This is a genomic window from Kitasatospora sp. NPDC002551, assembly GCF_040296005.1.
GTDB lineage: Bacteria > Actinomycetota > Actinomycetes > Streptomycetales > Streptomycetaceae > Kitasatospora.
Genome location: NZ_JBEOWI010000002.1, coordinates 187,126 through 210,268 on the forward strand (window position 1 = coordinate 187,126; position 23,143 = coordinate 210,268).

Here is a 23,143-nt window from a genome sequence, read left to right on the forward strand (position 1 = left end):
TCGGTCGCCCTGTGCCGGACGAGTCCAGGAGCCCTCGCCATGACCTCGCCCTCCCTGTCCCCCAGCATCAGCGCCGGCAGCACCGCGGTACCGCTGCTGGACCGCACCATCGGCGCCGCGCTCGACCGCGCCGTCGCCGCGTTCCCCGACCGGGAGGCGCTGGTGGACGTCCCGAGCGGCCGGCGGTGGACGTACCGCGAACTGGAGCGGGAGGTGGACCGGGTCGCGCTCGGACTGCTCGGGCTCGGCGTGCGGACCGGCGACCGGGTCGGGATCTGGGCGCCCAACTGCCCCGAGTGGGTGTTCACCCAGTACGCCACCGCGCGGATCGGCGCGATCCTGGTGACCGTCAACCCCGGCTACCGCACCCACGAGGTCGAGTACGTGCTGCGGCAGTCGGGGATCCGCACGGTCGTCGCGGTGCCGGGCTTCAAGACCTCCGACTACGCGGCCATGCTCGCCGAGGCGGGCCCGCGCTGTCCCGGGCTGCGGGACGTGCTGCTGATCGGCTCGCCCGGGTGGGACGACCTGCTCGCGGCGGGGGAGCGCGGCGACCGCGAGCGGCCGGCCGCGATCGGCGCGGGGCTGAGCCCGGACGATCCGATCAACATCCAGTACACCTCGGGCACCACCGGCTTCCCCAAGGGGGCCACCCTCTCGCACCGCAACATCCTCAACAACGGCTACTTCGTCGGCGAGCTGTGCGGCTACACGCAGGAGGACCGGATCTGCGTGCCCGTCCCCTTCTACCACTGCTTCGGCATGGTGATGGGCAACCTGGCGGCGCTCTCGCACGGGGCCTGCGTGGTGATCCCCGCCCAGGCCTTCGAGCCCGTCGCCACCCTGCGCGCGGTGGCCGCCGAGCGCTGCACCTCGCTCTACGGCGTGCCGACCATGTTCATCGCCGAGCTCAACGACCCGGGCTTCGCGGAGCACGACCTGTCCACCCTGCGCACCGGGATCATGGCCGGCTCGCCGTGCCCGACCGAGGTGATGAAGCAGGTCGTCGACCGGATGGGCATGCGGGACGTCTCCATCTGCTACGGCATGACCGAGACCTCCCCGGTCTCCACCCAGACCCGCGCCGAGGACCCGCTGGAGCGGCGGGTCTCCACCGTCGGCCGGGTCGGCCCGCACCTGGAGGTCAAGGTGGCCGATCCGCAGACCGGCGCGACCGTCCCGCGCGGCACGCCCGGCGAGCTGTGCACCCGGGGCTACTCGGTGATGCTCGGCTACTGGGACCAGCCGGACCGCACCGCCGAGGCCGTCGACGCGGACGGCTGGATGCACACCGGCGACCTCGCGGTGATGGACGAGGAGGGCTACCTCACCATCACCGGCCGGCTCAAGGACATGGTGATCCGCGGCGGAGAGAACATCTACCCGCGCGAGATCGAGGAGTTCCTGCACACCCACCCGGACGTCCTGGACGTCCAGGTCATCGGCGTGCCCGACGCCAAGTACGGCGAGGAGCTGATGGCCTGGGTCCGGCTGCGGCCGGGCGCGCCCGAGCTGACCGCCGAGGCGGTGCGCGCGTACTGCGCGGGCCGGATCGCGCACTACAAGGTGCCGCGCTACGTGCACCTGGTGGACGAGTTCCCGATGACGGTCACCGGGAAGATCCGCAAGGTGGAGATGCGGGAGCGGGCCGTCGGCCTGCTGGGCCTGGACGCGGGGCCCGGCGCCGGGCGGGCCTGACGGCCGGCCGCCGGACCCCGCGCGCGCCGGCTCACAGCGCGGCGACCCCGGCCCGCAGGGCGGGCAGCGTGGCGTACATCGTGCCGCCGGGGCAGTCGGTGGCCAGCCAGTCGCGGTGGCCGCTGATCAGGTCGACCGGCTTGGTGACACCGTTGACCGGGTTGACGAAGGTGACGTGGGCCTGCGGGTCGAGCCCGTGGGTGCGGGTCAGCAGGGCGAGCACCAGGGTCAGCGAGCGGCGGGCCGCGGCGGTGGGCTCCTGGCCGGTCAGGGTGCCGAGCAGGGCGATGCCGAGGTTGCCGGAGTTGAAGCCGGAGGTGTGGAAGGCGGTCACCACCTTGCCGTCGGCGTCGTGCGCCGGGAGGCCGTCGTCGCCGGACCAGCGGCCCTCGTAGATCCGGCCGGCCTCGTCGATGAGGAAGTGGTAGCCGATGTCGCCCCAGTCCTGGGTGACGGCGTGGTACTCGTATATCGCCCGCACGGTGGCGGCCGGGTCGGCGTCCGCGTTCGGGGTGTCGGTGTGGTGCACCGTCAGGGTCTGCAGCGGGTAGTACTTGGCGGGGGAGTTCTCCGCGCCGTTCTTGAAGCGCTTGGACTCGTCGGCGCCCCACGCGGCGCGGCTGAGGTACTGGACGCCGCAGAAGGTGACCGGCGCGGTCGGGGAGAGCGTGGCGGTGCGGGCCGGCCCCGCGGTGGTGTCGAGGGCGGCGGAGCGCGGGTTGACGGCGCCGTCGGGCAGTCGCAGGTCGTAGCCGACGGCCCCGCCGGCCGGGACGAGCACGGTCGCGCCCTGGACGGCGCCGTCGGCCGCGTCCGGGCGGTCGGGACCGCCCGCGCAGCCCGCGGTGAGCGGCTGCCAGGCGCCGGGGCCGGTGCCCTCGTGGTGCAGCCGGATCGCGCCGCCGCGCCGGGGGCCGTCCCAGCTGACGCCGACGTAGTGGATCGGGAAGTCGGTGCGCGCCGCGGCGGCCGCGCGCCCGGCCGCGGAGCGGGCCCGGGTGGCGGGCACGGTGACGGTGCGGGCGGCCGGGCCGGCCGGGGTGGCCGGTGCCGGGGCGGTCGGTGCCGGGGCGGTCGGAGCGGCGGTGGCGGTCGGGCCCGCGGCGTGGGCGGCCGGCGCGGCGGCGAGCGCCGCGGCGGTGGCGCCGATGGCGGTCACCAGGGTGCGGCGGCTGACGGCGGAGCTGGGGTTGGGCATGGGGATCCTGTCTCGGAGCCTGAGGGGAGGGGTGCGACCGGTCGAAAGGCGATCATGAATGTATCCAAGTGATCGTTTCTGATCGTCATTCCGACAGATCCCCTGCCCGAACGGGCACCCCCAGGAACCGCAGCGCCGCCGCCGCCCGCGGGCCCACCGGTGCCCCGGCCCGCGCGAGTTCCCCGAGGTACAGGCAGACGTCCGCCCGCGCCGCCCGCACCCCGGGCACCGCCAGGAAGGCCCGCGCCAGCTCCTGCGGCTCGCCGTCCCCGGCGACCAGGCCGTGCAGCAGCTTGCGCACCCCCGGCTCGAACTGGTCCTGCGGATCCTCGTACGGGCAGTCGGCGAACGCCTCCCAGGCCCGCGCCGAAGCCTCCGGACCCTCCGTCAGCAACCGCAGCACCGCCACCTCGACCAACACCGTCGAGGACGCCGCCACCTCCGGAGCCAGCCCCTCCAACAGCTCCCGGGCCTCCTCGAACCGCCCGCCGTGCCGGTACGCCGCCGCGAGCGCGCAGCGCACCGCCACGTCCGCCGGATCCCGGGCCAGCACGGCGGAGAGGTCCGCCACCGCCGCCTCCGGGCACCCGGCCTGCCGGTGCGCCTGGCCGCGCTCGGCGCGTGCCCACGCGTACTCCGGGTTCCGGTCGAGGGCGGCCGTGAGGTCCGCGATCGCCTCCTCCACCTCGCCCGCCTGCCGGCGCGCCTGGCCCCGGGAGCCGAGCGCCCAGGCGTCGTCCGGTTCGAGCGCGAGCGCGGCCGTCAGATCGGCGACCGCCTCCTCCAGGTCCCCCGCCAGCCGGTGCGCCTCGCCCCGCAGCGCCAGCGCCCAGGCGTAGTCCGGGTCGATCGCGAGGACGGCGGTGAGGTCCGCGATCGCGTCGTCCAGCCGCCCGGCCTGCCGGTGCGCCTGGCCGCGCGCCCGCAGCGCCCACACGTCCGACGGATCGAGCAGCAGCGCGTCCGACAGGTCCGCCACCGCCTCCTCCAGCCGTCCGGCCTGCCGGTGCGCCTCGCCCCGCTCGGCGAGCGCCCAGGCGTAGTCCGGGTCCAGCGCGAGCGCCGCCGTGAGGTCGGCGATCGCCTCGTCCAGCCGCCCGGCCTGCCGGTGCGCCTCGCCGCGCTCGCCGACGGCCCAGGCGTACTCGGGGTTCAGCACCAGCGCGGCGGTGAAGTCCGCGACGGCCTCGTCCAGCCGTCCGGCCTGCCGGTGCGCCTGCGCCCGCGAGCCGAGCGCCCACGCGTTCTCGGGGTTGAGCGCGACCGCGGCCGTGAAGTCGGCGACCGCCTCCTCCGGCCGGCCCGCCTGCCGGTGCGCCTCGCCGCGTTCGGCGAGCGCCCAGGCGTTGTCCGGACCGAGCGCCAGCGCGGCGGTCAGGTCGGCGATCGCCTCGTCCAGCCGGCCCGCCTGCCGGTACGCCTGGCCCCGGGAGCTCAGCGCCCAGGCGTCGTCCGGGTCCAGCGCGAGCGCCGCGGTGAAGTCGGCGACCGCCTCGGCGAGCCGGCCCGCCGTCCGGAACGCCTCGCCGCGCTGGGTGAGCGCCCAGGCGTACTCGGGGTCGAGCAGGACGGCCGCGGTGAGGTCGGCGACCGCCTCGTCCAGCCGCCCGGCCAGCCGGTGCGCCTGGCCGCGCGAACCCAGCGCCCAGGCGTCGTCGGGGTCCAGCGCGAGCGCCGCGGTGAAGTCGCTCATCGCCTCCTCGACCAGCCCCGCCAGTTGCCGGGCCTCGCCGCGCCGGGACAGCGCCCAGGCGTACTCCGGGTCGAGGACGAGCGCGGCGGTGAAGTCGGCCAGGGCGCGCTCGTGGTGGCCGTGCCAGTTGAGCACGCGCCCGCGGTAGGCGAGGGCCTGCGGCAGGTCGGGGGCGATCGCGACGGCCTGGTCGAGATCGGCGAGCGCGTCGTCGTCCCGGTCCTCGACGAAGTACTGGTAGCCGCGGTGGGTGAGCGCCCAGGCCCGCACCCGGGTGGGCAGGCCCGGTCCGGCGAGCGCGCCGAGCGCCTCCAGGACGGGCTGCTCGCCGCCGGCCGCCGCGTGGATCCGGCGGGCCCAGCGGACCAGCTCGGCGTCGTCGCTGTCCTGCGCGGCCTGGTTGAGCATCTCCGCCCACGGCGCCAGCGCGTCCGGCGCCTCCCCGGCGGTGCGCGCGGTGTGCTCCAGCGCCAGGGCGAGATGGGCCAGCGGGTCCGCGCAGAGCAGGTGGTAGAGCTCGTTCAGCAGGTGGCGGCGCCAGCGCGGATCGGCGCCGCGCCGGGCCGCCGGCAGGTACCGCTCGACCGCCGTCCGCCCGGCGGCGTGGTGCTCGGCGAGCCGGGTGTGCGCGGCCGTCCACTCCCGGGGGGTGTGGATCCGGCGCCGGCGCAGCATGCTGGTGCGGACCACGGCGTGGTACTGCAGGAAGTCGCCGCGGCCGGTCACGAACGGCTGTGCCGACAGCCAGTCCCAGGCCGCCGGCTCGGCGTCCGGCACGGCGCAGGCGAACAGGTCCCGGTTGAGCTGGAGCGGGAGCGCCGCCGCCAGCACGGTCTCCCGGCGCTCCTGCTCGGGGATCCACTGCAGGAAGCGCACCACCGCCTGGTCGACCATGTCCGCGCCGACGACGGCGACCTCCTCGACCGCGCCGGGGTCGGCGGTGGCCAGCAGCGCGACCAGCAGCGGCAGTCGCATCGACATCCGCAGCACGGCGTCGACCACCCCGGGATCGGTCACCCCGCGGGCGGCCAGCAGGCCGCGGGCCTCCTGCTCGGTGAACACCTCCAGCGGCACGTCCACCAGGACCGGCCGCCACGGCGCCCACTCGCGCTCCGCGAGCTCGTCCCGCCCGGCCAGCACGAAGACCACCTCCAGCGGCAGCGGGCCGAACGCGTCGTCGAGGATCTCCCGCAGCCAGCCGTCGAGGTAGCGGCCGGTCAGCTCCCAGGTGTCCAGGAACAGCACGACCCACGGCCGCCGCCCGCGGTCCCGGTCGCGGTCGCAGAGCCGGGCGAGTTCGGCGACGAAGGCGCGGCTGAGCGCCGACTCCTCGACGTCGCCGGTCCGCCGGCGCTGGCGCACCCCGGCGATGAGGCGCTCGGCGCCCTGGGCCACGGCGTCCGGGTTGGCCATCGCCGCGACCACGCCGGTGCCCGGCAGCACCGAGGCCGCCCCGAACGCCGCCTGGGTCACCAGCCGGGTCGGCAGCGAGGCGCCGTCGCCGCCGGGCGGCTGCTCCGGCTCGCGGTCCGCCGCGGCCTGCAGCGAACGCCGGTACTGCTCCACCGCCTTGTCGAACTCCCGCAGCGGGCCCGCCTGTTCGGCGAGCTGGCGGGCGAGCGCGGTGAGCGCCGTCCCGACGCCGTGCACGTCGGTCTCGTCGACCAGCGCGGTGATCGCCCCGGCCCGCCGGGCCGCCTCGCGCCACTGGGCGAGCAGGGTGGACTTGCCGACCCCGCCCACCCCGCGCACGTGGAACAGGAAGTCCGCCGGGTCCGGCCCGGAGTCGGGGTCGGGGTCGCGGGCGAGGTTGTCGACGAACAGCGCCACCTGGGCTCTGCGGCCGATGAACTGTGCTCCGGTGCGCTGGCGCACCGCCTCCGCACGCGACAGACGCCTCCGTGCCTGTGCCATGCCACCCCCTGCCGCCCACCCGGCGGGCCCCGCCGACCACGAGTCCGGTACCGCCGGTGCCGCTGTCGTGAGGACGACCGTAGTGAATCGGCCCCGGGGTTGTCCTGCTTTCGGCCATCTGTCGTGTGCAGGACGGGGACGGCGGTCGTGCGGCGCGGGGGCCCGGCCCCCGGTGGGGCGGGCCGGGCCCCGGGCGGGGCGGGGTCAGAGGACGACGATGGCGAAGGCGGCGGTGTTGTCGCCCGGGGTCGGGTCGCCCGGGAGGTCGGCCTCGGCGGTGCCCTGCAGCACCCCGGGCCCCAGACCGGAGGAGAGGCGGATCCGCACCTCCGCGGTGGCCGTGGCGCCCGGCGCCAGCCCGGCGGGGAAGTCGCAGGCCACGGTGTGGCCGAACGGCAGCGTGTGACAGCTGCCGGTGGGCGAGGTCCCGGAACCGACCACCCCGGGCGGCAGGTGGACCAAGAGGGTGAACGGCTCGGCGGTGGCGCCGCCCCCGGTGTTGACCACCACGGGGTGCAGCAGGGTGGTGCCGCCGTCGGGCGCCGGGGCGGGGTTCGCGGCCGCCACCGCGAGGTCCGCGCCGGCGGGGCCGGTCCCGGCGGCCGCCGGTGCGGCGGCCAGCAGCACCGCCGCGCACGCCGCTCGAAGGGCCCTGGAGAACAGTGGTCGTCGGGACATCGCGTTCACCCGTCTCGTCCGGTGGGCCGGCCTCCTTGCCGGGGCCGGCGGCAGGCCGGCTGCGGCCGTGCCGGGGCCAGCATCGGTGCGCCACCGGTCCGCGGCGGCGGGGACACGGCGGTGGAGCACCCGGACGGGTGGCGGGCTCGCGGCCGGGCTGACCGGGCGTCAGCCGGTCGGCGTCCGGCCGGATTCACCCGTCAGGCGTAACTTCGCACCCGCCCGCCCGCGTCGGGGTTGCGAAATGGCCCGGCTCCGCGCGTTCGTATGCAAGCGTGAGTGCCGCCCGGCCGTCCCGTGCGGCGGCCGGTGCAGGCTACTGACCATCCATCAAGGAGTACCTGAGATGTCGGTTCGTGGAAAGCTCCGCAAGTTCGCCGTGATCGCCACCGTCGCCGCCGCCGCGGCCGTGATCGCGCCGACCGCCGCGGTGGCGCACGGTGGGGACCACCAGCCCTCCTCCTCGTCGTCGGGCCTCGCGGCCGGCAACGCGGCCGTGGGTCTGGTCGGCCCGCGCATCAGCTGGCTGGAGTGGTTCGAGCAGACCAACGGCTGATCCCGTCGCCCGAACGCCCCGGAGCCCTCGGCGCCGGGGCGTTCGCGTGTCCGGAACCCGGCGGTGGCTCGGCGGTGGGCCGGGCCGGCCGGAGCCCGGGGGATCAGCTCACGGTGATGCCGACGACCGAGTACTGCGCGACCGTCAGCGGCACGCTCGCCACCGCCGCGGTCACCGTGAACGGCACCGGGCGCGGCGCCGGGTCGGTCCCGTCCGGGGTGGCCACGGTGACCGCCGTGACGGTGCGCCCGGCCGGGACGGCGTAGGTCAGGGTGCAGGAGGCGGGAGTGGTGCGGAACGCCGCCGGCGCGTCCCCGAAGTTGGTGAAGTTCACCAGGTGGACGACGGTCTCCTCGCCCAGCCGGCGCGCCTCCAGGTGGATCCGCCGGTCGCCGGACAGGCCGAGCGACGGCGGCGCCGCCGCGCGGACCGGGGCCAGCAGCCGGTCGCCCGCGGCCTGGTCGGCGGTGCGCAGGTAGGCGAGCCCCGGCAGGTCGCCGCCGAGGTACCAGCAGACGCCCGCGCCGAAGACGTTGCGCCGGCTCGCCGGCAGCGGGTCGGCCCGGCGCAGCCCCAGGACGTCGGCCAGCGCGTACTCGGCGCGGCGCGTGCCGTACTCGTCCAGGCCGGTGGGCGCGGGCCCGGTGAGCACGACGGTGCCGCCGCCCGCGACGTAGCCGCGCAGGACGGCCGCCTCGGCGTCGGAGACCGCCTGGAGGTTGGGCAGCAGCACCACCTTGAACCGGGCCAGGTCCCCGGCCGCGAGCCCGGGGCTGGTCACGGTGTCGAACGGGACGTGCGCGTAGACCAGGGCCTTGACGGTGCCGCGGAACTCGCCCAGCCACGGCATCGTGGTGCAGCTCATCTCCGGGTCGTCGCCGCCCCACCAGTCGGCGATCCCGGCGGGCGCGGTCGCGTTGGCGTACATGCCGTTGCCCTCGCCCGGGCTCACGTAGTCGCGCGAGGCGCTGGAGTGGTAGACGCCGACCTCGGCCGCCGACACGGCGTCGTAGAGCCGCTGCTGGTTGGCCTTCACGAAGCCGAACATCCGGGTGCGCGTCGCGGCGTCGGTGGTGTCGTTCTTGTACGGCGTCTTCACCTCGTACGGGTTGCAGCCCGAGGCGATCAGCTCGGACATCACCAGCGAGGCGTCGTCGGCCTTCCAGCCGTAGGAGAACGCCCAGGCCGGCTTGGTGCCGCTGGCCGCCCGCGCGTACTTGTACATCGAGATCAGGCAGGTCCAGTCGGTGGCGGTGGCGTGCCGCATGCCGTCCTCGTTGGCGAGGATGTCGACCTCCCAGACCTGGCTGACGTTGCCCGCGGCCTGCCGCAGGTAGGCGCCGTCCAGGCCGATCGAGGTGGCGTAGCGGTAGTCCATCGAGACGGTCTCGACGAAGGTGACCAGGTCGGGGTTGACGCTTCGACCGGCGGCGGCGATGTCGAGCTGGAAGCGGAGCAGATTGCGGTGGCGCCACTCGACGTAGCGGCGGAAGACCGGGTCGTTGTGGTCGGCGGCCTTAGGCAGGGCCGCCAGTCCGGTGTCCGCCGTGAAGGCGGCGGCGCCCCAGGTCGAGGCGTCGCACCAGGAGAGCGCCCCGTCGAAGTAGATCGGCACGTCCGGCCAGATCCCGTCCACGCCGGTGGCGGCGAGCTGCTTGATCCGGTTCAGGTAGTAGTCCCGCCAGGGGGAGTTGGGGCTCACCCAGCAGCTCTCGTCACCCGGGTCGACCCAGACCACCAGGCTGCCGTAGAAGACGTTGGGCTTGCCGTCGAGGGAGCGCTGGACCCAGGTGCGGCCCTGGTCGTTCTTGTAGAAGGAGCGGCCCTTCTCGCCGCCGGGGGAGATGACCTCCAGGGACGGGTAGTACATGACGACCTTCAGGCCGGCCGCGTGCGCCTTGCCGGTGAAGGTCCTGACCAGGGCCGCGTGGGCGGTGAACTCGGCGTCGGTGAGCCAGTCGGACAGCACGGTGTCGAGCTCGATCACGCTGACGTTCTGGGCCTTCAGCTGGTTGATCCGGCCCTGCATGTCGGCGACCTCGTCGAAGGTGCCGTCGGCCAGCCGGGCGAACCGCGCCCAGTCCGGCCACGCGGCCACGGTGGGGGAGGCGGCGCTCGCCGGTGTGAACCCCGCGGCGGGCGGGCGGACGGCGACGGTGGGCGCGGCCGAGGCCGGCGTCGCGGGCAGCAGCCGGACGGCGGCCAAAGCGCCGCCGGTGGCCAGCCCGGCGCGCAGCAGGCGCCGCCGGCCGATCCGGGAGACGGGCAGCGGGTTGCCGCGGTCGGTGGGCGAGGGGTCGGGGTGTGCGGATGTGTACTCGGACATGACAATCCCTTCGGCGTGCTGCGGTGCGTCGCGCGGGACGGGTGGACGGTGGCCGCCACGGCGCTCCGGCACCCGGGCGGACGCGGCGCCGCGCGGTGTCGGCGCCGCCGCGCGGCGGGGACCGGAACGTCGGTGGACCAGGAGCAACGGTGAGCGGCGTGGGCGCCGGTGAACACCCGTGAGCGACGGTGAACCACGGTGCCCGGGGCGGCCGTACCGTGACCGGTCGCGAGAACGACGGCCGCACCGGGGACGGCGCCGGCGCGAACCCCCACCCGCGCGGCCGTCCCGGGGCCGACCCTACGTCACGACCCCCGCCCGCCGACCGCCGCGAATCGGCCGACTGTGCCGCCCGGCCCGGTGCGACCGCCCGGCGGCGGGGGCGGCGCCCCGTCCGTCCCGCCCGGGCGGCTGCGCCCCTCGGGGGACGCCGCGGAGTGTTGCGCCCGCCGGCCGCCCGGTCGTCCGCGGATAGTGCGTCATGACCTTCTCCCGCACCCGGATGTTCACCGCCGCCGTCCTGGCGGCCGCGGCCCTGAGCGCCGTCGCGCTCCCCGCGGGCCCGCCCGCCGCCGCCCTCGCCAGGACCCCCTCGCCCTCGCACACGTGCGCCCGCTCGGACCCCGACGCCGACCCCCGCGCCCGCGAGGTCCTCGACATCGCCCGCCGGGTCCAGGAGGAACTCGACCTGAACGCGGTGATCCTGCGCGTCTCCGTGGACGGCCGGGAGATCGTCACCGGCGCCCTCGGCGAGTCGATGACCGGCGTCGCCGCCGAACCGGCGATGCACTTCCGGGCCGGCTCGATGGCCTTCCCGTTCTTCGGCATCGTGTTGCTCCAGCTCGCCGAGGAGGGGCTGATCGGCCTGGACGATCCGATCGCCCGCTGGCTGCCGGGCGTGCCGCGCGCCGACGAGATCACCCTGCGGATGCTCGGCGACACCACCTCGGGGCTCGCCGACTACGTCACCGACCAGGGCTTCCTGGACGCGCTCGGCGCCGACCCGTTCCGCCGGTGGACCCCGGAGGAGCTCGTCGGGATCTCCACCAGCCACCCCTTCTGGTACCGGCCGGGGACCAACTGGAGCTACTCGCACGCCAACTTCGTCCTGCTGGGCGCGGCGCTGGAGAGGATCACCGGCACCCGCCTGGACCACCTGCTGGAGCAGCGGATCTTCGAGCCGCTCGGCCTGCGGCAGACCGTCAACGGCTTCACCCCCGACCTGCCCTCCCCGGTGCTGCACGCCTTCACCACCGGGCGCGGCAGCTACGAGGAGTCGACGTTCTGGAACCCGTCCTGGACCACCGCCCCCGGCGCCGTCCTGGCCACCGACATCTGCGACTTCGGGCGCTCCATCGAGGCCGTCGGCACGGGGGCGCTGCTCACCGCGGAGTCCTTCCGCACCCAGCTGGACCCCGGCACCGTCGGCCTGCCCGGGCCGGCCGACGGCTGCCCGGCCGACGTCTGCCTGCTCCAGACCGAGGCCCGGCACTTCGGCCTGGGGGTCATCGTGAGCGACGGCTGGATCCTGTCCAACCCGTCGTTCTCCGGGTACGCCGCGATCGAGGCCTACCAGCCGGACACCCGTCTGGCGGTCGCCGTCAGCACCACCACGGGGTGCGGGAGCCCGGACGGGAACACCGCGCAGGAGGTCGCGGCGCGGATCGTCGAGCGCCTCGCGCCGGACCACCCGCTGCACGTCTGAGCGTCGTCCGCGCGGCCGGGCCCGGAGCGGTCCGCCGACATCGCGGCATCACCCGATCGGGTGTCGGCCGGTGGCGGCCGGTTCCCGCGTCGATCCGGGTGAAGGGAGGTGCGGCGGCCGGTACCGCCGCACCTCGGGGTTCGATCCGGGAGGTGGTGGCCGTGGGGTTCGAGGAGATGGTCTCTGTGCGGTGCGTGGCCGGTGGCATCGAGGGCCCCGGCTGGCCGTCCCGCCGCTCCCGTCCCACCTGGCCGGAGCCGGGTGCGTCAGGCGGCGTCGTGGAACACCAGGCCGAGCGTGTGGCGCAGGCCCGAGCGCACGGTGCTGACGCCGTGCCGGACGGGCGCCGCCGACCAGCCGCGCGCGGAGCGCACCGGGCGGTCCCGGGTGGTGAAGACCAGGCCGTGGCCCTGGGGGAGGGTGACGGAGGTCCCGCGCGACTGCGCCCGGGGCCGCTGCTCAACGGTGAGGAACTCGCCGCCCGTGTAGTCGGCTCCGGGCAGGTCCAGGCCGATGACCACCTGGAGCGGGAACACCAGGTCGCCGTACAGGTCGCGGTGCAGGGCGTTCCAGTCGCCGGCGCGGTAGCGCAGCAGGATCGGCGTGGGCCTGCTCTGCCCGGCGGCGTGGCACTGCTCCAGCCACTCGGCGAGGCTGTCCGGCCACGGCGCGGGGCGGCGGAGCCTGGCCGCCCAGTCCCGGGCGACCGGCAGCAGCCGGGGGTAGAGGGCCTCCCGAAGGGCGGCGACCGGCGCGGGGAACGGCTCCCGGAAGTAGCGGTACTGCCCGGAGCCGAACCGGTGGCGCGCCATGTCGACGGTGCTCCGGAAGCGGGCCACGTCGTCGTACAGCGCGGCCGTCTCGGCGCACTCGGCGGGGTCGAGCAGCATCGGCGTCAGCGCGCTCCCGTACTCCCCGACCTCCTCGGCGATCGCCGCCCAGTCGGCCGCGCCGACCCGCTGCACAGGGGTCTCGATCATCGTCTGCACGCTCACGTCCGGTCTCCGGTCCTTCGTCCGAGCTGTCCCACGCCTCCCACTCTGCATCTGCCGCCCCGGCCCGGGCTGGCGGGAATCGGCCCTCGCGTTCCGTCCCGCAGGCGGCTGTGGGATGGTCGTGGCCGTGATCGAGTCATGGGTGATGGACGACGACAGCGGCGCCCCGGTACCGGCCCTGCCCGGAGCGGTGCCCGGGATCCTCCGGTCGCGGATCGACGCCGAGTGTCTGGAGACATGGCTGAGCAGCTCGGCCGGCCGCTCGCTGGGCTTCGTCACCAACGGCGAACAGGCGATGGTGCTCCTGCTGGAGGGCGAGGGCGACCCGGGCGAGCACGCCGTGGACCCCTCGGCGGATGGGGAGAGCGACGGATTCCTGCTCGCCAACGGTCAGTGCGACGAGTACCCCGACCGGGACACGGTCCCGCTCCCCGGGGCGCTGCGGATCGTCGACCACATCGTCACCACCGGCTCCTGGCCGTCCGACGCCCCCTGGGTGGCCGACCGCTGACGGGCGGCGCGGCGGCGGCGCGGGCCGGACGGTGCCGGGCCGGGCCGCCGCCGTCCTGGCAGGATGGCGGGCATGGAACGTGTGCTGGGAATTGGTGGGTACTTCCTGCGCGCCGCCGACCCGGCGGCCCTGAGCGCCTGGTACCGCGACGGCCTCGGCCTGGACGCCGACGAGCACGGTCTGTGGCAGCAGGAGCCCGGGCCGACGGTGTTCGCGGCCTTCGACTCCGGGACCGACTACTTCGGCTCGCGCGAGCAGCGGACCATGCTCAACTTCCGGGTCCGCGACCTCGACGCGATGCTCGCGCAACTGCGGGCCAAGGGCGCGCAGGTGGACGAGCGGACGCAGGACATGGCGGGGGTCGGCCGGTTCGGCTGGGTCACCGACCCCGAGGGCAACCGGATCGAACTCTGGCAGCCCGCCTGATCACGACGCGGTCGGTGCGTCCGTCCTCGCCGGTGTACCGGGCGCGGGCGGTGGGTCAGCCACGGGTGAGCGGGACGGTCGCCACCGGGGTCCAGGAGATCTCCCAGGCGGAGGCGTCGCCGGGACGGGGCTGTTGCCGGAAGCGGACGTCGAGCAGGCGGACGTCGCGGATGCGGACCGGGGTGTGGCCGGGGACGATCCGGCGCAGCGCCGTGCGCAGGGCGTCGGAGGAGGCCTCGGCCCAGGCGTAGCCGAGCGAGATGTGGGGGCGGCCGCCGTCGTGCAGCAGGGCGCCGGGGCCGCGGGTGCGGCGGATGGCGTCACGGACGCGTTCGCGCAGGTCGAGCACGGCCTGCTCGGGGTCGAGGTGCAGGACGGCCCCGGCCCGGTTGGCGACCGGGGAGCCGGCCGCGACCTCGAACGGTCCGGTTCCGGCGAGGCGTTCGCGCAGGGCCGCGACGAGGTCGGCGCGCTCCCCGGCCGTGATCCGGTCGGCGGTGGTGTCGGCGATCATGTCGAGGGTGCAGTGCAGGGTGTCGTCGCCCAGCGGGGTGATCGGGAAGGGGCGCATCGCCTTCCGGCAGTCGCCGACCAGGCTCGCCAGTTCGGCGTCGGTGCCCAGATCGGGAACGGCGTAGACGTGCAGGACGCGGGCGCCGTCGGGCCACGGCGCGCCCTGGAACTTCGGAACGAACTTCTCCACGGTCGTCTCCTCCGTCGCACAGCGGGCGGGATCGGCGTGTCGGGTTCGGGGCCGTCGGTGCCCTGGAAACGGTAGCCGCAGGGGAGGCGCCCGCAGAAGAACGCCTCCCGGGCAGGAGGAAGGAGAGGGTGGGTCAGTGGAAGTCGAAGGAGGACACGCCGGGGGCGGAGCGCGCGGCGAGGTAGACGGGCCAGGCGAGGGCGAGGTCCTGCCAGGGGAGGCCGATCGGGGCGTAGACGGTGGCGCGGTCGTCCGGGCGGGCCGGCGCGGCGCCGCGCAGGACGTCGGCGAGCGGGGTGGCGTGGGCCGGGTCCAGGCCGGAGCTGTGCAGGACGCCGGAGACGGAGGCGAGGGCGGGATCGTCCACGACCAGGCGGGCGGCACGCAGCAGGGCGGGGGAGAGTTCGGTCTTGCCGGGTTCGTCGAAGCCGAGGCTGGTGAGGTGGAGGCCCGGCCGCAGCACGTCGGCGTCGAGAAGTGGCTCGCGCGACCAAGTCGCGGTGAGGACGATGTCGGCGGCCTCGACGGCCGCCCGTGCGGTGGGCACGGCCTCGCCGACGGCGGCGGCGCGCCGCGGGTCCAGGTCGTAGGCGTACACCTGGTCGACCGGCCGGAGGGTGCGCAGCGCCCGCAGCGCGGTCCGGTTCTGGGCGCCCGCGCCGATGACGGCGACCGTCCTCGCCTCTTGCGGCGCGAGCGCGTGGGTGGCCAGCGCGGCGGCCAGTCCGGTCCGCCACGCGGTGACGGAGGCGGAGTCGAGCAGCGCGAGCAGCTCGCCGTCGGCCAGGGCGTGCAGGCAGACGATGCCGCGCAGCGCGGGGGTGGCGGCCGGGAACTTGGCGTTGACCTTCACGGTGTACGCGGGTACGTCGGGGAGCAGCCCGGGGACGAGGCACATGGCGGTTCCGGGGCCGGGCAGCCGGGCGCCCACCCGTTGGGCCGCCGGGAGCCGGTCGGCCGTGCGGAATCCGGCGTCGAGCGCCGCCAGCACGGCCGGGATGTCCAGGGCGGCCTCGACGTCCGCGCGCGAGAGCAGCAGGGTCACGGGAGTGGCCTCCTTCCGACGCCGGGGACGGCGGGCATGGCGGGCACGGCAACGGGGGCGGCACCCGTCATACGGTTGCCGCCCCCGGAGGATCGAGCGCCGGGCCCGAATCGAACGAACTCTTCCCGCTGAAAGCGGGCGTGCTGCCAATGCACCACCGACGCCTGGCCGACCGGGCTTTCCGCCGCCTGCGCGGCCCGCCCTTCCGACGGGGAAGAACTTACCAACGGATGATCAGAAATCGAAATCGGCGGGTCCGGCCGGGAACGGCAGGCCCGGGCGCGCTCCGCCCCGGCGGTGCAGGCGGCGCAGGAAGGCGAGCACGCCGGGCGTGCCGACGGCCCAGGCGCGGGACTCGGTGGCGGGGTCGCCACCGGGCAGGAGCGGGCGGCCCCAGGGGCCGCCGCCGCGGGCCAGGATCAGGCCCGCGACCTCCTCGGCGGCGTGCCAGTGGCGATCGTCCCCGGTGGCCTCGGCGAGGTCGACCAGCAGTTCGCCGACCCCGGCGAGGCCGCAGCACCGGCCGGTCGTGCCCATCCTCGGGGCGAGCGCGCGGCAGGCGGCCGCGGCCTCGGCGGCACGGGCGAGCAGCGCCGGGTCGCGGTCCTGGCGGGCGGCCTGGACCAGCACCGTGCCGATGCCGGCGAGCCCCCGGCACCAGGAGCCGTAGCGCCGGGTCGCGCCGGGGGCACGCGCGGCAGCCGCGAGCCGGGGGACGTCTGCGGCGAGGCCGTCGACGAGGCGCCGGGCGGCCTCCGGGCGGGCGCCGGGCAGGGCGAGCAGGAAGTGGGCGATACCGGCGCGGCCGTGGGCGAAGCCCTCCACCAGGGCCGCCGTCCCCGGATTGGGCGTCTCGCGGGGGTCGACGGCCCGGCCGTCGGTCAGCCGCCGGGCGCACTCGGCGGCGACGGCCAGGTGCCGGCCGGCCTCCTCCGCCCGGCCGTCGGCGCGGGCCGAGCGGGCCAGCAGCAGCCGGGCGGTGCCGATCCCGGCGGCGCCGGAGATCTGGTCGGCCGGGAGGTCGTCGTGGAGCGGCAGGTCTGCGGCGGTGGGACCCGCGGCGGCGGGCCGTTCGGTGCCGAGCAGGTGGGCCGCCCGGGCGAGGAACAGCTCGACGCCGGCCCGGCCGTCGTACAGCCCCGGGGTGAGCCGGCCGAGGGCGGGGTGGGCGGCGGTCCACCGGGCGAGGGCGCGGGCGGCCGTGCGGACCTCCGGCCGGTCCGGGTGCTGGAGCAGTTCGAGGCCGAGACCGGCGGCGCCGTCGTAGAGCGACAGGAGGGTGCGCGGCCGACCGTCCCGGGGATCCGTGCCGACCAGCTCGTGGGCCATCCGGACACAGCGGTCGAGGGTGTGGCGGACGGCCTCGCCCAGCAGGTCGCCGGTCACCGGCGGCGGCCGGTGGGCCGGACGGGCGGGCCGCACGGGGGCGCCGCGGCGCAGCCCGGCGGCGGCCGAGGTCCGCTCCTCGGGGTCGAGGCTCAGCAGGCCGGCCACCACCGCCAGCACCGCGTCCGCCTCCCGCGCGCCCGGACCGTCCGCGGTCAGCGCGCCGGCCAGGCCGGCGAGGGTGCGCTCGCGGTTGACGGCCGGGTCCGGGTCGATCACCACGGGGTCCAGCCCGGTGGCGGCCCAGTGCAGGGTGGCGCCGAGCGCGTAGTAGTCGTCGGCGGCCCGCGTCCCGCCGGCGCCGGGCAGGCCGTAGCCCCGGGTGGCGCCCTCGGGCCGCTCACCGGCGAGGGCGCTGACGCCGAAGTCGACGAGGGAGCAGCCGCCCCGGTCGTCGAGCACGACGTTGGCGGGTTTGAGGTCGCACACGACCACGCCGCGCGCGTGCACGGCGTCCAGGACGGTCAGCAGTCCGCGCGCCAGGGCCCACCAGCTCCGGCCGGCCCTCTCGCCGCCCCCGCCCCCGCCCCGGTTCCGACCGCCCGGCCGTTCGCCGCCCGGCGGGTAGGGGCCCGCCGCGAGGACCTCGCGGCGCAGGTCGCGCGGTCCGCGGGCGGTGCTGACCAGGTACTCGTCCTCGCCGTGCCGGAAGTAGTCGACCAGCTGCGGCACCCCGGCCACGCCGTCGAGCGCGGCGAGCACCCGCCGTTCGTGCCGCAGCCGGCCGCGCGCGTCGGTGCCGGACGGGTCCTCGGCGACGAAGGCGCGGGCCTGCTTGACCACCACCGCCCGCCCGGTGGCGAGCTCGACCGCGCGGTAGACGTGTCCGTTCGGCGAGCGGGTGATCCCGGCGGTGATCCGGTAGCGGCCGTCGCCGACGCTGGTGGTCGCCCGCCGCCGCGGGGCGCGGGCGGCGAACGGGTCCGTCGCCCACGGCGGCCGGCGGTAGGAGCCGTCGGCGAGGCCGGCGAAGGTCTCCCCGGCGGGGCCGGTCATCACGAGGTCGGGGTCGTCGCCGGTGACCCGGAAGGGCCCGTACCGGTAGTAGACCGGGGCGTCCGCCCGCAGCTGCCGGTCGCTGACCACCCGGGGACCGGGGCGGCCCGCCAGCACCTCGGCCAGCTCGGCCGCCAGGGCCTCGATCCCGCCCGGTGACGGGTAGACGGTGACCGCCTTGCCGACGGCGCCGGCGCCGCGCAGCCCGGAGTTGAGCCGGCCCAGCACGGCGGCGCCGGCGGCGAACTTGGCGTCGCAGCGGTGCCGGAGCAGCACGGGGAGCACCAGGTCGACCAGGTCCGCGAACTGCTCGGGCCGGGCGGAGAGGTGGAGCTTCCAGCCGTGGGCGAGGGCGGGCATCCGGGGATCGTGCAGATACAGCCAGCCGTCGCCGGCGTGCAGGCGTCGGCCCGTGGCGCCCGGCGCGGTCAGGTGGGCGGCGATCCGGGCCCGCAGGTCCTCGGCCGTCGCGCGCTCCGCCGTCCGCCGCTCGGGCCCCCGGCCCGGTGGTGCCGCTGCCACCATCGCTGTGCCACCCCTCCCGGGATCCGCGTGCCAGGCCGTGCCGTTCCGTGCCGTGTGCCGTTCCGGGCCGGGAACCGTCCTCCCGGTCCGGAAGCGGCGTGACCGCCGGGCGGGCGCCCGCCCGGGGTCACCGTGCTACGCGGGCCGACCGGCCGAGGTCAGAAGTCGATTCCGCACTCGAAACGCGTGGGGACGTAGGTGACCCAGGGGTCGGCGAGACACGCCGCCGGGGCGAGGTCCGCGTCGTACTCGTCCTCGAAGACGACGGTCTCCTCGTCGATGTCCAGCAGGCCGGCGTCGCGGATCTCCAGGACCTGTGCGCTCATGATGGGCTCCTCCCGTAGAGGGTTTGCGGGATTTCCTTGAGACGGCATGCTCATGCTAGTCAGCGCGCCGCGTTCACCATAGGGGCGTGACATCGTCACATCCGGGACACCTGGAAGCGGGCCCATCGATTGACGGTCCGTCACCTGTCACCTGTCACCTGCCATCTGTCGTCGGACGGCGGACCGGCGGAACGCGCGGTGCTACGGTCGGGCACATGTCCAAGACCGAGATCGACCAGCTGACCGCCGAGTTCTTCGGCGCGTTCGACAACCGCGGCGGCCAGGGCGCCGACGTGGCCCGGATCCGGCGGCTGATGCTCCCGCAGGGGGTCATCGTCAGCACCGCCCCGACGTTCACGGTCTACTCCGTCGAGGAGTTCGTCGCACCGCGCGAGCGGCTGCTGAGCGACGGCCGGCTGGTCGGCTTCTCGGAGTGGGAGACCTCCGAGCGGACCGAGATCGCCGGGGACGTCGCCTCGCGCATCGGCGGGTACCGCAAGTCCGGCACCCTGGAGGGCAAGCCGTACGAGGGGGGCGGGACCAAGACCTTCCAGTTCGTCCGCACCCCCGAGGGCTGGCGGATCGCCGCCTTCTCCTGGCACGACGAGTCCTGAGCCCCGGCGGGTCCGGACCGGCCCGGCTGCGGGGACCGGGCGTCGGCGTGGCAGCATCCCGGATGTGGTGATCTACGACGAACGACTCTCCGTCCCGCTGCGCTGGTGGCTGGCCGCCCTGACCGCCGCCGCCGCGCTCACGGCCGCGCTGCTCCCGCTCGGCCCGTTGCCCGCGCTGTCCGGCGGCGCCCTGCTGCTGGCGGTGACGGCCCCGGCGCTGCGCGGCTACGGCGGCGTCCGGATCCGGGTCTGCGACGGCGTCCTGGTGGCCGGGCCGATCGTGCTGCGCGGCGAACACGCGGGCGCCGTCGAAGTCCTCGACCAGGCCGCCGCCTTCGCCTGGCGCACCCGGCTGGCCGGCCCCCGGGCCCGCCTGCTCATCCGCAGCTACCTCCCGCGCGCCGTCCGCGTCGAGGTCGCCGAACGCTCCCTCCTCTGCCCCTACGTCTACCTCTCCACCCGCCGGCCCGAGGCCCTCGCCGCCGCCCTGGCCGAAGCCCGCGACCACTGCGCGCTCCCCGCCGGCACCGGCCGCTGACGCCCCCGGTGCGGTGGCGGCGCGGGTGTGTCCGGCTGGCCGGGGGATGGCGCATACTGCCGACGGCGCCGTTCCGGAAGGGGCGGGGCATACGAGGCACAGGGGGAGAGTTGCCATGGTCTACGAAACCACCGAGAGCACCGCCGTACCGGCCTGGGCCGCCGCCCGGATCGGCTGGGGCGTGCTCGGTGTCGGGCTGCTCGTCTGGACGATGTTCGAGGCGGTGAAGCACACCGGCCCCACTGTTCCGCTCGCCGTCCTCGGCCTTGTCCTGCCGTGGTCGGCCGGGCTCGTCCGGGGAGTGCCGGCCGTGCGGCGGATCCTGCTGAGCGTCCGGGTACCGCTCGCCGTCATGGTGCTCTGCTCGCTCGTCCCCGGCCCGGCGGAGAACACCGCCGCGCCGTTCACCTTCGGCATGGCGTGGCTGGCCCACCTCGCGCTGCGCCGGGCCGCGGACCACGACCCGCGCTGACCGCGTCCGGCCGCCACGGGGCCCCGGCAACGGCGCGCCGCGCCGGAGCGCCTGAGAAAGTGTTGGGCAATCGGGCGATCACTCGTTCTTGGGGTCGTCGGCGAGGCGGCGGGCTGCTCCGGTCTCGATGGGGCCGCGCGGTTCGATCTCCTCGCCGGCGAGGCGGGCGGCCATGAGGCGGATCATGGCGACCTTGATCATCGCTTCGGCGTGCGCGGTCTTGCGCCCGTGCCCGTGCCAACCGTCTGCACCGTCCCAGCCAGGAGAATGTCCGCTCGACCACCCACCTGCGGGGCAGCACCCGGAAGCCTTTCACATCCGCGTTGCGGGGCACCGCGACGATCTCCACGCCCTCCCGCCCCGCCGCCCACCCGACCAGCCCCGCATCGACCACGTTGACATAGCCGCCGTCGACCCAGACCAGCCCGACCTGCGGAAACTCCTCCCGGACACCGGAGAGGACCAGCTTCGCGCCCGCCCGGTCCCGCTCGCGCAGCGCGCCGTGCACCTGAGTCCATGTGCCGTCCGCCGTCCAGGCGCGGAACCAGCGGCAGGCCGCGTCCCACGGGGCGAGATCATGCGGCACGAGCCGCCAGGCACACCCGCTGACCAGCACGTACAACACGGTGTCCACGACCAGCCGGCGCGGGAACTTCAGCGGCCGGCCACCTCTGCGCGGGTCCCGCTCCGCCAGCAGCGGCTCGATCACGGCCCACTGGGCATCCGTCAACGACGAGGCATAGCACGGCTTGCACGAACAGACACACATGACGGTGATCTTCGCGGGCGCATTGACCGCGAAGATCACCACCAGCGCATCACAAGACGCAGCTGATCAGTTACCCAATCTGACGCCTCGGCGCTCCGACGCGCCGCGCCGTGCCTCCGTACGCCGTGCGGGAGGAGGCGGTCCGGCGCCCGGCGGAGGGCATCATCGTCCTCGGACGGCAGCGCGATCGATGGGGGCCGGTGTCGGTGATGCGGGCGCGGGGGCAGGTGCTGCCGGGGTTCGCCGCGTTCGGGGTGTTCTGGGGTGCCTGGGGTGCGCTGGTCCCGGAGATCCAGCGGCGGGCGCGGGCGGCCGTGGACCGCTTCGGCCGCTCCGCCGTCGCGGCGCTCCTGCTGCTGACGGCCGCGCTCGCCGCCCTGGGCGCTGCGTCCGGGGCCGTCGACATGGGCGTCGACGGGGTGGCGAGCACCAAGGAGAGCCGCTCCGGTCCGCTGATGAACGCCGTCCACACCTGCTTCTCGGCCTGCGTGGTCGGCGGCGCCCTCGCGACGGGTCCGGCACGCGGCCGGGGCCTGTCCGCCGTCGCGGGGCTCCCGCTGCCGGTGGCCGTGCTCCTCGCCGGGGCCGCGAGCCGGCCGCTGCTGATGCTCGGGCCGCTGTGCGCGCTCGCGTTCCTGGTCGGGAACGCCTGGCAGAGCTGGAACGCGGTGGTGCCGCGCTCGGTCCTCCACACCGGCTCCGGCTCCGGCTCCGGCACGGCCGGTGGGTCCGGTGGTGTTCGCGGCCTCCGCCGCCGGCCGGCCGGGCGGACGCGGGCCCGCCGACCGGCTGTCGCAGCGTCACCTGCTTGCCCTGGGGACGGGGGTGGCGGCCAGCGGCACCCTGAGCGCCGCCCCGGCGCCGGGCGTGGGGGCGATGCTCGCGGGGCTCGTCGTGGCCGGTTTCGGCACCTCCGTGTGCGCCCCGACGGTCCTCTCGCCGGCCGGGGCAACGGGCCGCCCCGAGGCGCGTTGCTGCGCCGTGGCCGTCGTCGCCTCGGTCGGCCACGCGGGCTTCCTGGTCGGGCCCGCCGCCGTCGGCCGGACCGCCGCCACTCCGGCACGGCGGACGGCCGGGCCTCCCCGCCCGCCCGGCTGTTCGGTCGGGACCTGGAGAATCGAAGCTGTGATGTGATGGGCAGATGATCGACGAACGATTCGCCGCGGAGTTCCTGGGCCCGGTGGAGGAGGCGGTCCGGCGGGCGGCGGCCGCCGAGATCATGCCGCGCTTCCGCGCGCTGACCGCCGACGAGGTGTCCGAGAAGAACGGTCCGCACGACCTGGTCACCGTCGCCGACCGGGGCGCCGAGGCGCACCTGACGGCCGCTCTGACGGCGCTGCTCCCCGGCTCGGTCGTGGTGGGGGAGGAGGCGGTCGCCGCCGACCCGGACCTGTACACGGAACTCGCCGGTGACCGGCCGGTCTGGATCGTCGACCCGATCGACGGCACCCGCACCTTCGTCCGCGGCGGCGAGGGGTTCTGCACGCTGGTCGCCCTCGCCCACCACGGCGAGCTGCTGGCGTCCTGGACGTACGCCCCGGCCCGTGACCGGATGGCGACGGCCCTGCGGGGCGGCGGCGCGCGGCTGGACGGCGTCCCGCTCAGGGCGGGCTCACCGGCCGACGGCGCGCCGCTGGAGATCGCCGCCTCGTACCCCTTCCACGCCACGCCCGCCACCAGGCGCGCGCTGCTCCGCCTGCGCGCCGAGGGCATGCGCACCCAGGGCGTGCGCATCCGCCCGTGCGCGGGCTCGGCCGGACTGGAGTACGTCGAGATCGCCCGCGGTGCCCTCGACGCGACCGTGTTCGGCTGGGAGAACGCCTGGGACCACGCGGCCGGTCTGCTCCTGGTCGCCGAGGCGGGCGGCGCCCACGCCACGCTCGCCGGCACGCCGTTCCGCCTCGCCGGAGGCAACACCCTGCCGTTCGTCACGGCACGCGACGCGACCACCACCGCCCGGGTCCGCCGCCTGCTCCTCGGCGAGGAACCGGGCGCCCGGCCGTAGACCCGGAAGCCGTGAACCCGAAGCCGTGAGCCCCAAGCCGTGAGCCCCAAGCCGTGAGCCCCAA

General features: G+C 75.9%; 20 protein-coding genes, 1 tRNA gene and 1 pseudogene. 10 read left to right on the plus strand and 12 right to left on the minus strand.

Annotated features, from left to right (window positions below; genetic code table 11):
* Positions 1–39: 39 nt before the first annotated feature.
* Complete coding sequence (locus tag ABT093_RS03225; protein ID WP_350559685.1) at positions 40–1,698, plus strand: AMP-binding protein; 1,659 nt, start codon at positions 40–42, stop codon at positions 1,696–1,698.
* Between the two features lie 31 nt (positions 1,699–1,729).
* Here ABT093_RS03225 and ABT093_RS03230 read toward each other — a convergent pair whose 3' ends face one another.
* From ABT093_RS03230 to ABT093_RS03240, 3 genes are all read right to left on the minus strand, one after another.
* The gene (locus tag ABT093_RS03230) at positions 1,730–2,896 is read right to left on the minus strand and encodes a peptidoglycan recognition protein family protein (protein ID WP_350559688.1); all 1,167 of its coding nucleotides are present in this window, start codon (positions 2,894–2,896) and stop codon (positions 1,730–1,732) included.
* An 85-nt stretch (positions 2,897–2,981) separates the two neighbouring features.
* The gene (locus ABT093_RS03235) at positions 2,982–6,503 is read right to left on the minus strand and encodes a tetratricopeptide repeat protein (RefSeq protein ID WP_350559691.1); all 3,522 of its coding nucleotides are present in this window, start codon (positions 6,501–6,503) and stop codon (positions 2,982–2,984) included.
* A 204-nt stretch (positions 6,504–6,707) separates the two neighbouring features.
* On the minus strand, positions 6,708–7,181 hold the full coding sequence (locus ABT093_RS03240; RefSeq protein ID WP_350559694.1) for a hypothetical protein: 474 nt from the start codon (positions 7,179–7,181) through the stop codon (positions 6,708–6,710).
* Between the two features lie 346 nt (positions 7,182–7,527).
* On the opposite strand from ABT093_RS03240, the gene ABT093_RS03245 reads away from it, so the two are divergent.
* Positions 7,528–7,737, plus strand: coding sequence for a hypothetical protein (locus tag ABT093_RS03245; protein ID WP_350559697.1), 210 nt, complete (start codon positions 7,528–7,530; stop codon positions 7,735–7,737).
* Between the two features lie 103 nt (positions 7,738–7,840).
* On the opposite strand, the gene ABT093_RS03250 is transcribed toward ABT093_RS03245, so the two are convergent.
* Positions 7,841–10,063 carry a type 1 glutamine amidotransferase family protein gene (locus tag ABT093_RS03250; protein ID WP_350559700.1) on the minus strand — a complete coding sequence of 741 codons (2,223 nt, stop codon included), beginning with the start codon at positions 10,061–10,063 and terminating at the stop codon, positions 7,841–7,843.
* 481 nt (positions 10,064–10,544) lie between these two features.
* Here ABT093_RS03250 and ABT093_RS03255 point away from each other — a divergent pair, with 481 nt between their 5' ends.
* Positions 10,545–11,768 (plus strand): serine hydrolase domain-containing protein, encoded by a 1,224-nt coding sequence (locus tag ABT093_RS03255; RefSeq protein WP_350559703.1) that lies wholly within the window; start codon positions 10,545–10,547, stop codon positions 11,766–11,768.
* Between the two features lie 266 nt (positions 11,769–12,034).
* Here ABT093_RS03255 and ABT093_RS03260 read toward each other — a convergent pair whose 3' ends face one another.
* The gene (locus ABT093_RS03260; RefSeq protein WP_350559706.1) at positions 12,035–12,748 is read right to left on the minus strand and encodes a 2OG-Fe(II) oxygenase; all 714 of its coding nucleotides are present in this window, start codon (positions 12,746–12,748) and stop codon (positions 12,035–12,037) included.
* A 142-nt stretch (positions 12,749–12,890) separates the two neighbouring features.
* Here ABT093_RS03260 and ABT093_RS03265 point away from each other — a divergent pair, with 142 nt between their 5' ends.
* Both ABT093_RS03265 and ABT093_RS03270 read left to right on the plus strand, forming a co-directional pair.
* Positions 12,891–13,274, plus strand: coding sequence for a hypothetical protein (locus tag ABT093_RS03265; RefSeq protein WP_350559709.1), 384 nt, complete (start codon positions 12,891–12,893; stop codon positions 13,272–13,274).
* Positions 13,275–13,346: 72 nt separating this feature from the next.
* Positions 13,347–13,700 carry a VOC family protein gene (locus ABT093_RS03270; protein ID WP_350559712.1) on the plus strand — a complete coding sequence of 118 codons (354 nt, stop codon included), beginning with the start codon at positions 13,347–13,349 and terminating at the stop codon, positions 13,698–13,700.
* A gap of 55 nt (positions 13,701–13,755) precedes the next feature.
* Here the strand turns inward: ABT093_RS03270 and ABT093_RS03275 are convergent, their stop codons facing one another.
* The 5 genes from ABT093_RS03275 to ABT093_RS03295 form a co-directional block, all read right to left on the minus strand.
* Positions 13,756–14,403 carry a 2'-5' RNA ligase family protein gene (locus ABT093_RS03275; protein WP_350559715.1) on the minus strand — a complete coding sequence of 216 codons (648 nt, stop codon included), beginning with the start codon at positions 14,401–14,403 and terminating at the stop codon, positions 13,756–13,758.
* Positions 14,404–14,536: 133 nt separating this feature from the next.
* A complete protein-coding gene (locus tag ABT093_RS03280; RefSeq protein ID WP_350559718.1) occupies positions 14,537–15,448 on the minus strand; it encodes an ornithine cyclodeaminase family protein in 912 nt (303 codons plus the stop codon).
* 95 nt (positions 15,449–15,543) lie between these two features.
* Positions 15,544–15,612: transfer RNA gene (locus ABT093_RS03285), tRNA-Glu, on the minus strand.
* A gap of 70 nt (positions 15,613–15,682) precedes the next feature.
* Positions 15,683–18,355, minus strand: coding sequence for a class IV lanthionine synthetase LanL (lanL, locus tag ABT093_RS03290; RefSeq protein ID WP_350559721.1), 2,673 nt, complete (start codon positions 18,353–18,355; stop codon positions 15,683–15,685).
* 158 nt (positions 18,356–18,513) lie between these two features.
* Positions 18,514–18,681, minus strand: a complete 168-nt coding sequence (locus tag ABT093_RS03295) for an SflA family class IV lanthipeptide (protein ID WP_350559724.1) — start codon at positions 18,679–18,681, stop codon at positions 18,514–18,516.
* Positions 18,682–18,896: 215 nt separating this feature from the next.
* On the opposite strand from ABT093_RS03295, the gene ABT093_RS03300 reads away from it, so the two are divergent.
* The 3 genes from ABT093_RS03300 to ABT093_RS03310 all read left to right on the plus strand — a co-directional run bounded on the left by ABT093_RS03300 (position 18,897) and on the right by ABT093_RS03310 (position 20,305).
* Complete coding sequence (locus ABT093_RS03300) at positions 18,897–19,295, plus strand: nuclear transport factor 2 family protein (protein WP_350559727.1); 399 nt, start codon at positions 18,897–18,899, stop codon at positions 19,293–19,295.
* Between the two features lie 64 nt (positions 19,296–19,359).
* Positions 19,360–19,833 carry a DUF3093 family protein gene (locus tag ABT093_RS03305; protein WP_350559730.1) on the plus strand — a complete coding sequence of 158 codons (474 nt, stop codon included), beginning with the start codon at positions 19,360–19,362 and terminating at the stop codon, positions 19,831–19,833.
* A gap of 115 nt (positions 19,834–19,948) precedes the next feature.
* Positions 19,949–20,305 carry a hypothetical protein gene (locus tag ABT093_RS03310; RefSeq protein WP_350559733.1) on the plus strand — a complete coding sequence of 119 codons (357 nt, stop codon included), beginning with the start codon at positions 19,949–19,951 and terminating at the stop codon, positions 20,303–20,305.
* Positions 20,306–20,383: 78 nt separating this feature from the next.
* Here ABT093_RS03310 and ABT093_RS03315 read toward each other — a convergent pair whose 3' ends face one another.
* On the minus strand, positions 20,384–20,506 hold the full coding sequence (locus ABT093_RS03315; RefSeq protein WP_350560070.1) for a hypothetical protein: 123 nt from the start codon (positions 20,504–20,506) through the stop codon (positions 20,384–20,386).
* A gap of 37 nt (positions 20,507–20,543) precedes the next feature.
* Positions 20,544–21,074, minus strand: a pseudogene (locus ABT093_RS03320) (transposase); the annotation flags it as partial.
* A gap of 110 nt (positions 21,075–21,184) precedes the next feature.
* On the opposite strand from ABT093_RS03320, the gene ABT093_RS03325 reads away from it, so the two are divergent.
* Positions 21,185–22,219 carry a hypothetical protein gene (locus tag ABT093_RS03325; RefSeq protein ID WP_350559736.1) on the plus strand — a complete coding sequence of 345 codons (1,035 nt, stop codon included), beginning with the start codon at positions 21,185–21,187 and terminating at the stop codon, positions 22,217–22,219.
* Positions 22,216–23,079, plus strand: coding sequence for an inositol monophosphatase family protein (locus tag ABT093_RS03330; protein ID WP_350559739.1), 864 nt, complete (start codon positions 22,216–22,218; stop codon positions 23,077–23,079). The genes ABT093_RS03325 and ABT093_RS03330 overlap by 4 nt, the downstream gene beginning before the upstream one ends.
* Positions 23,080–23,143: the final 64 nt, after the last annotated feature.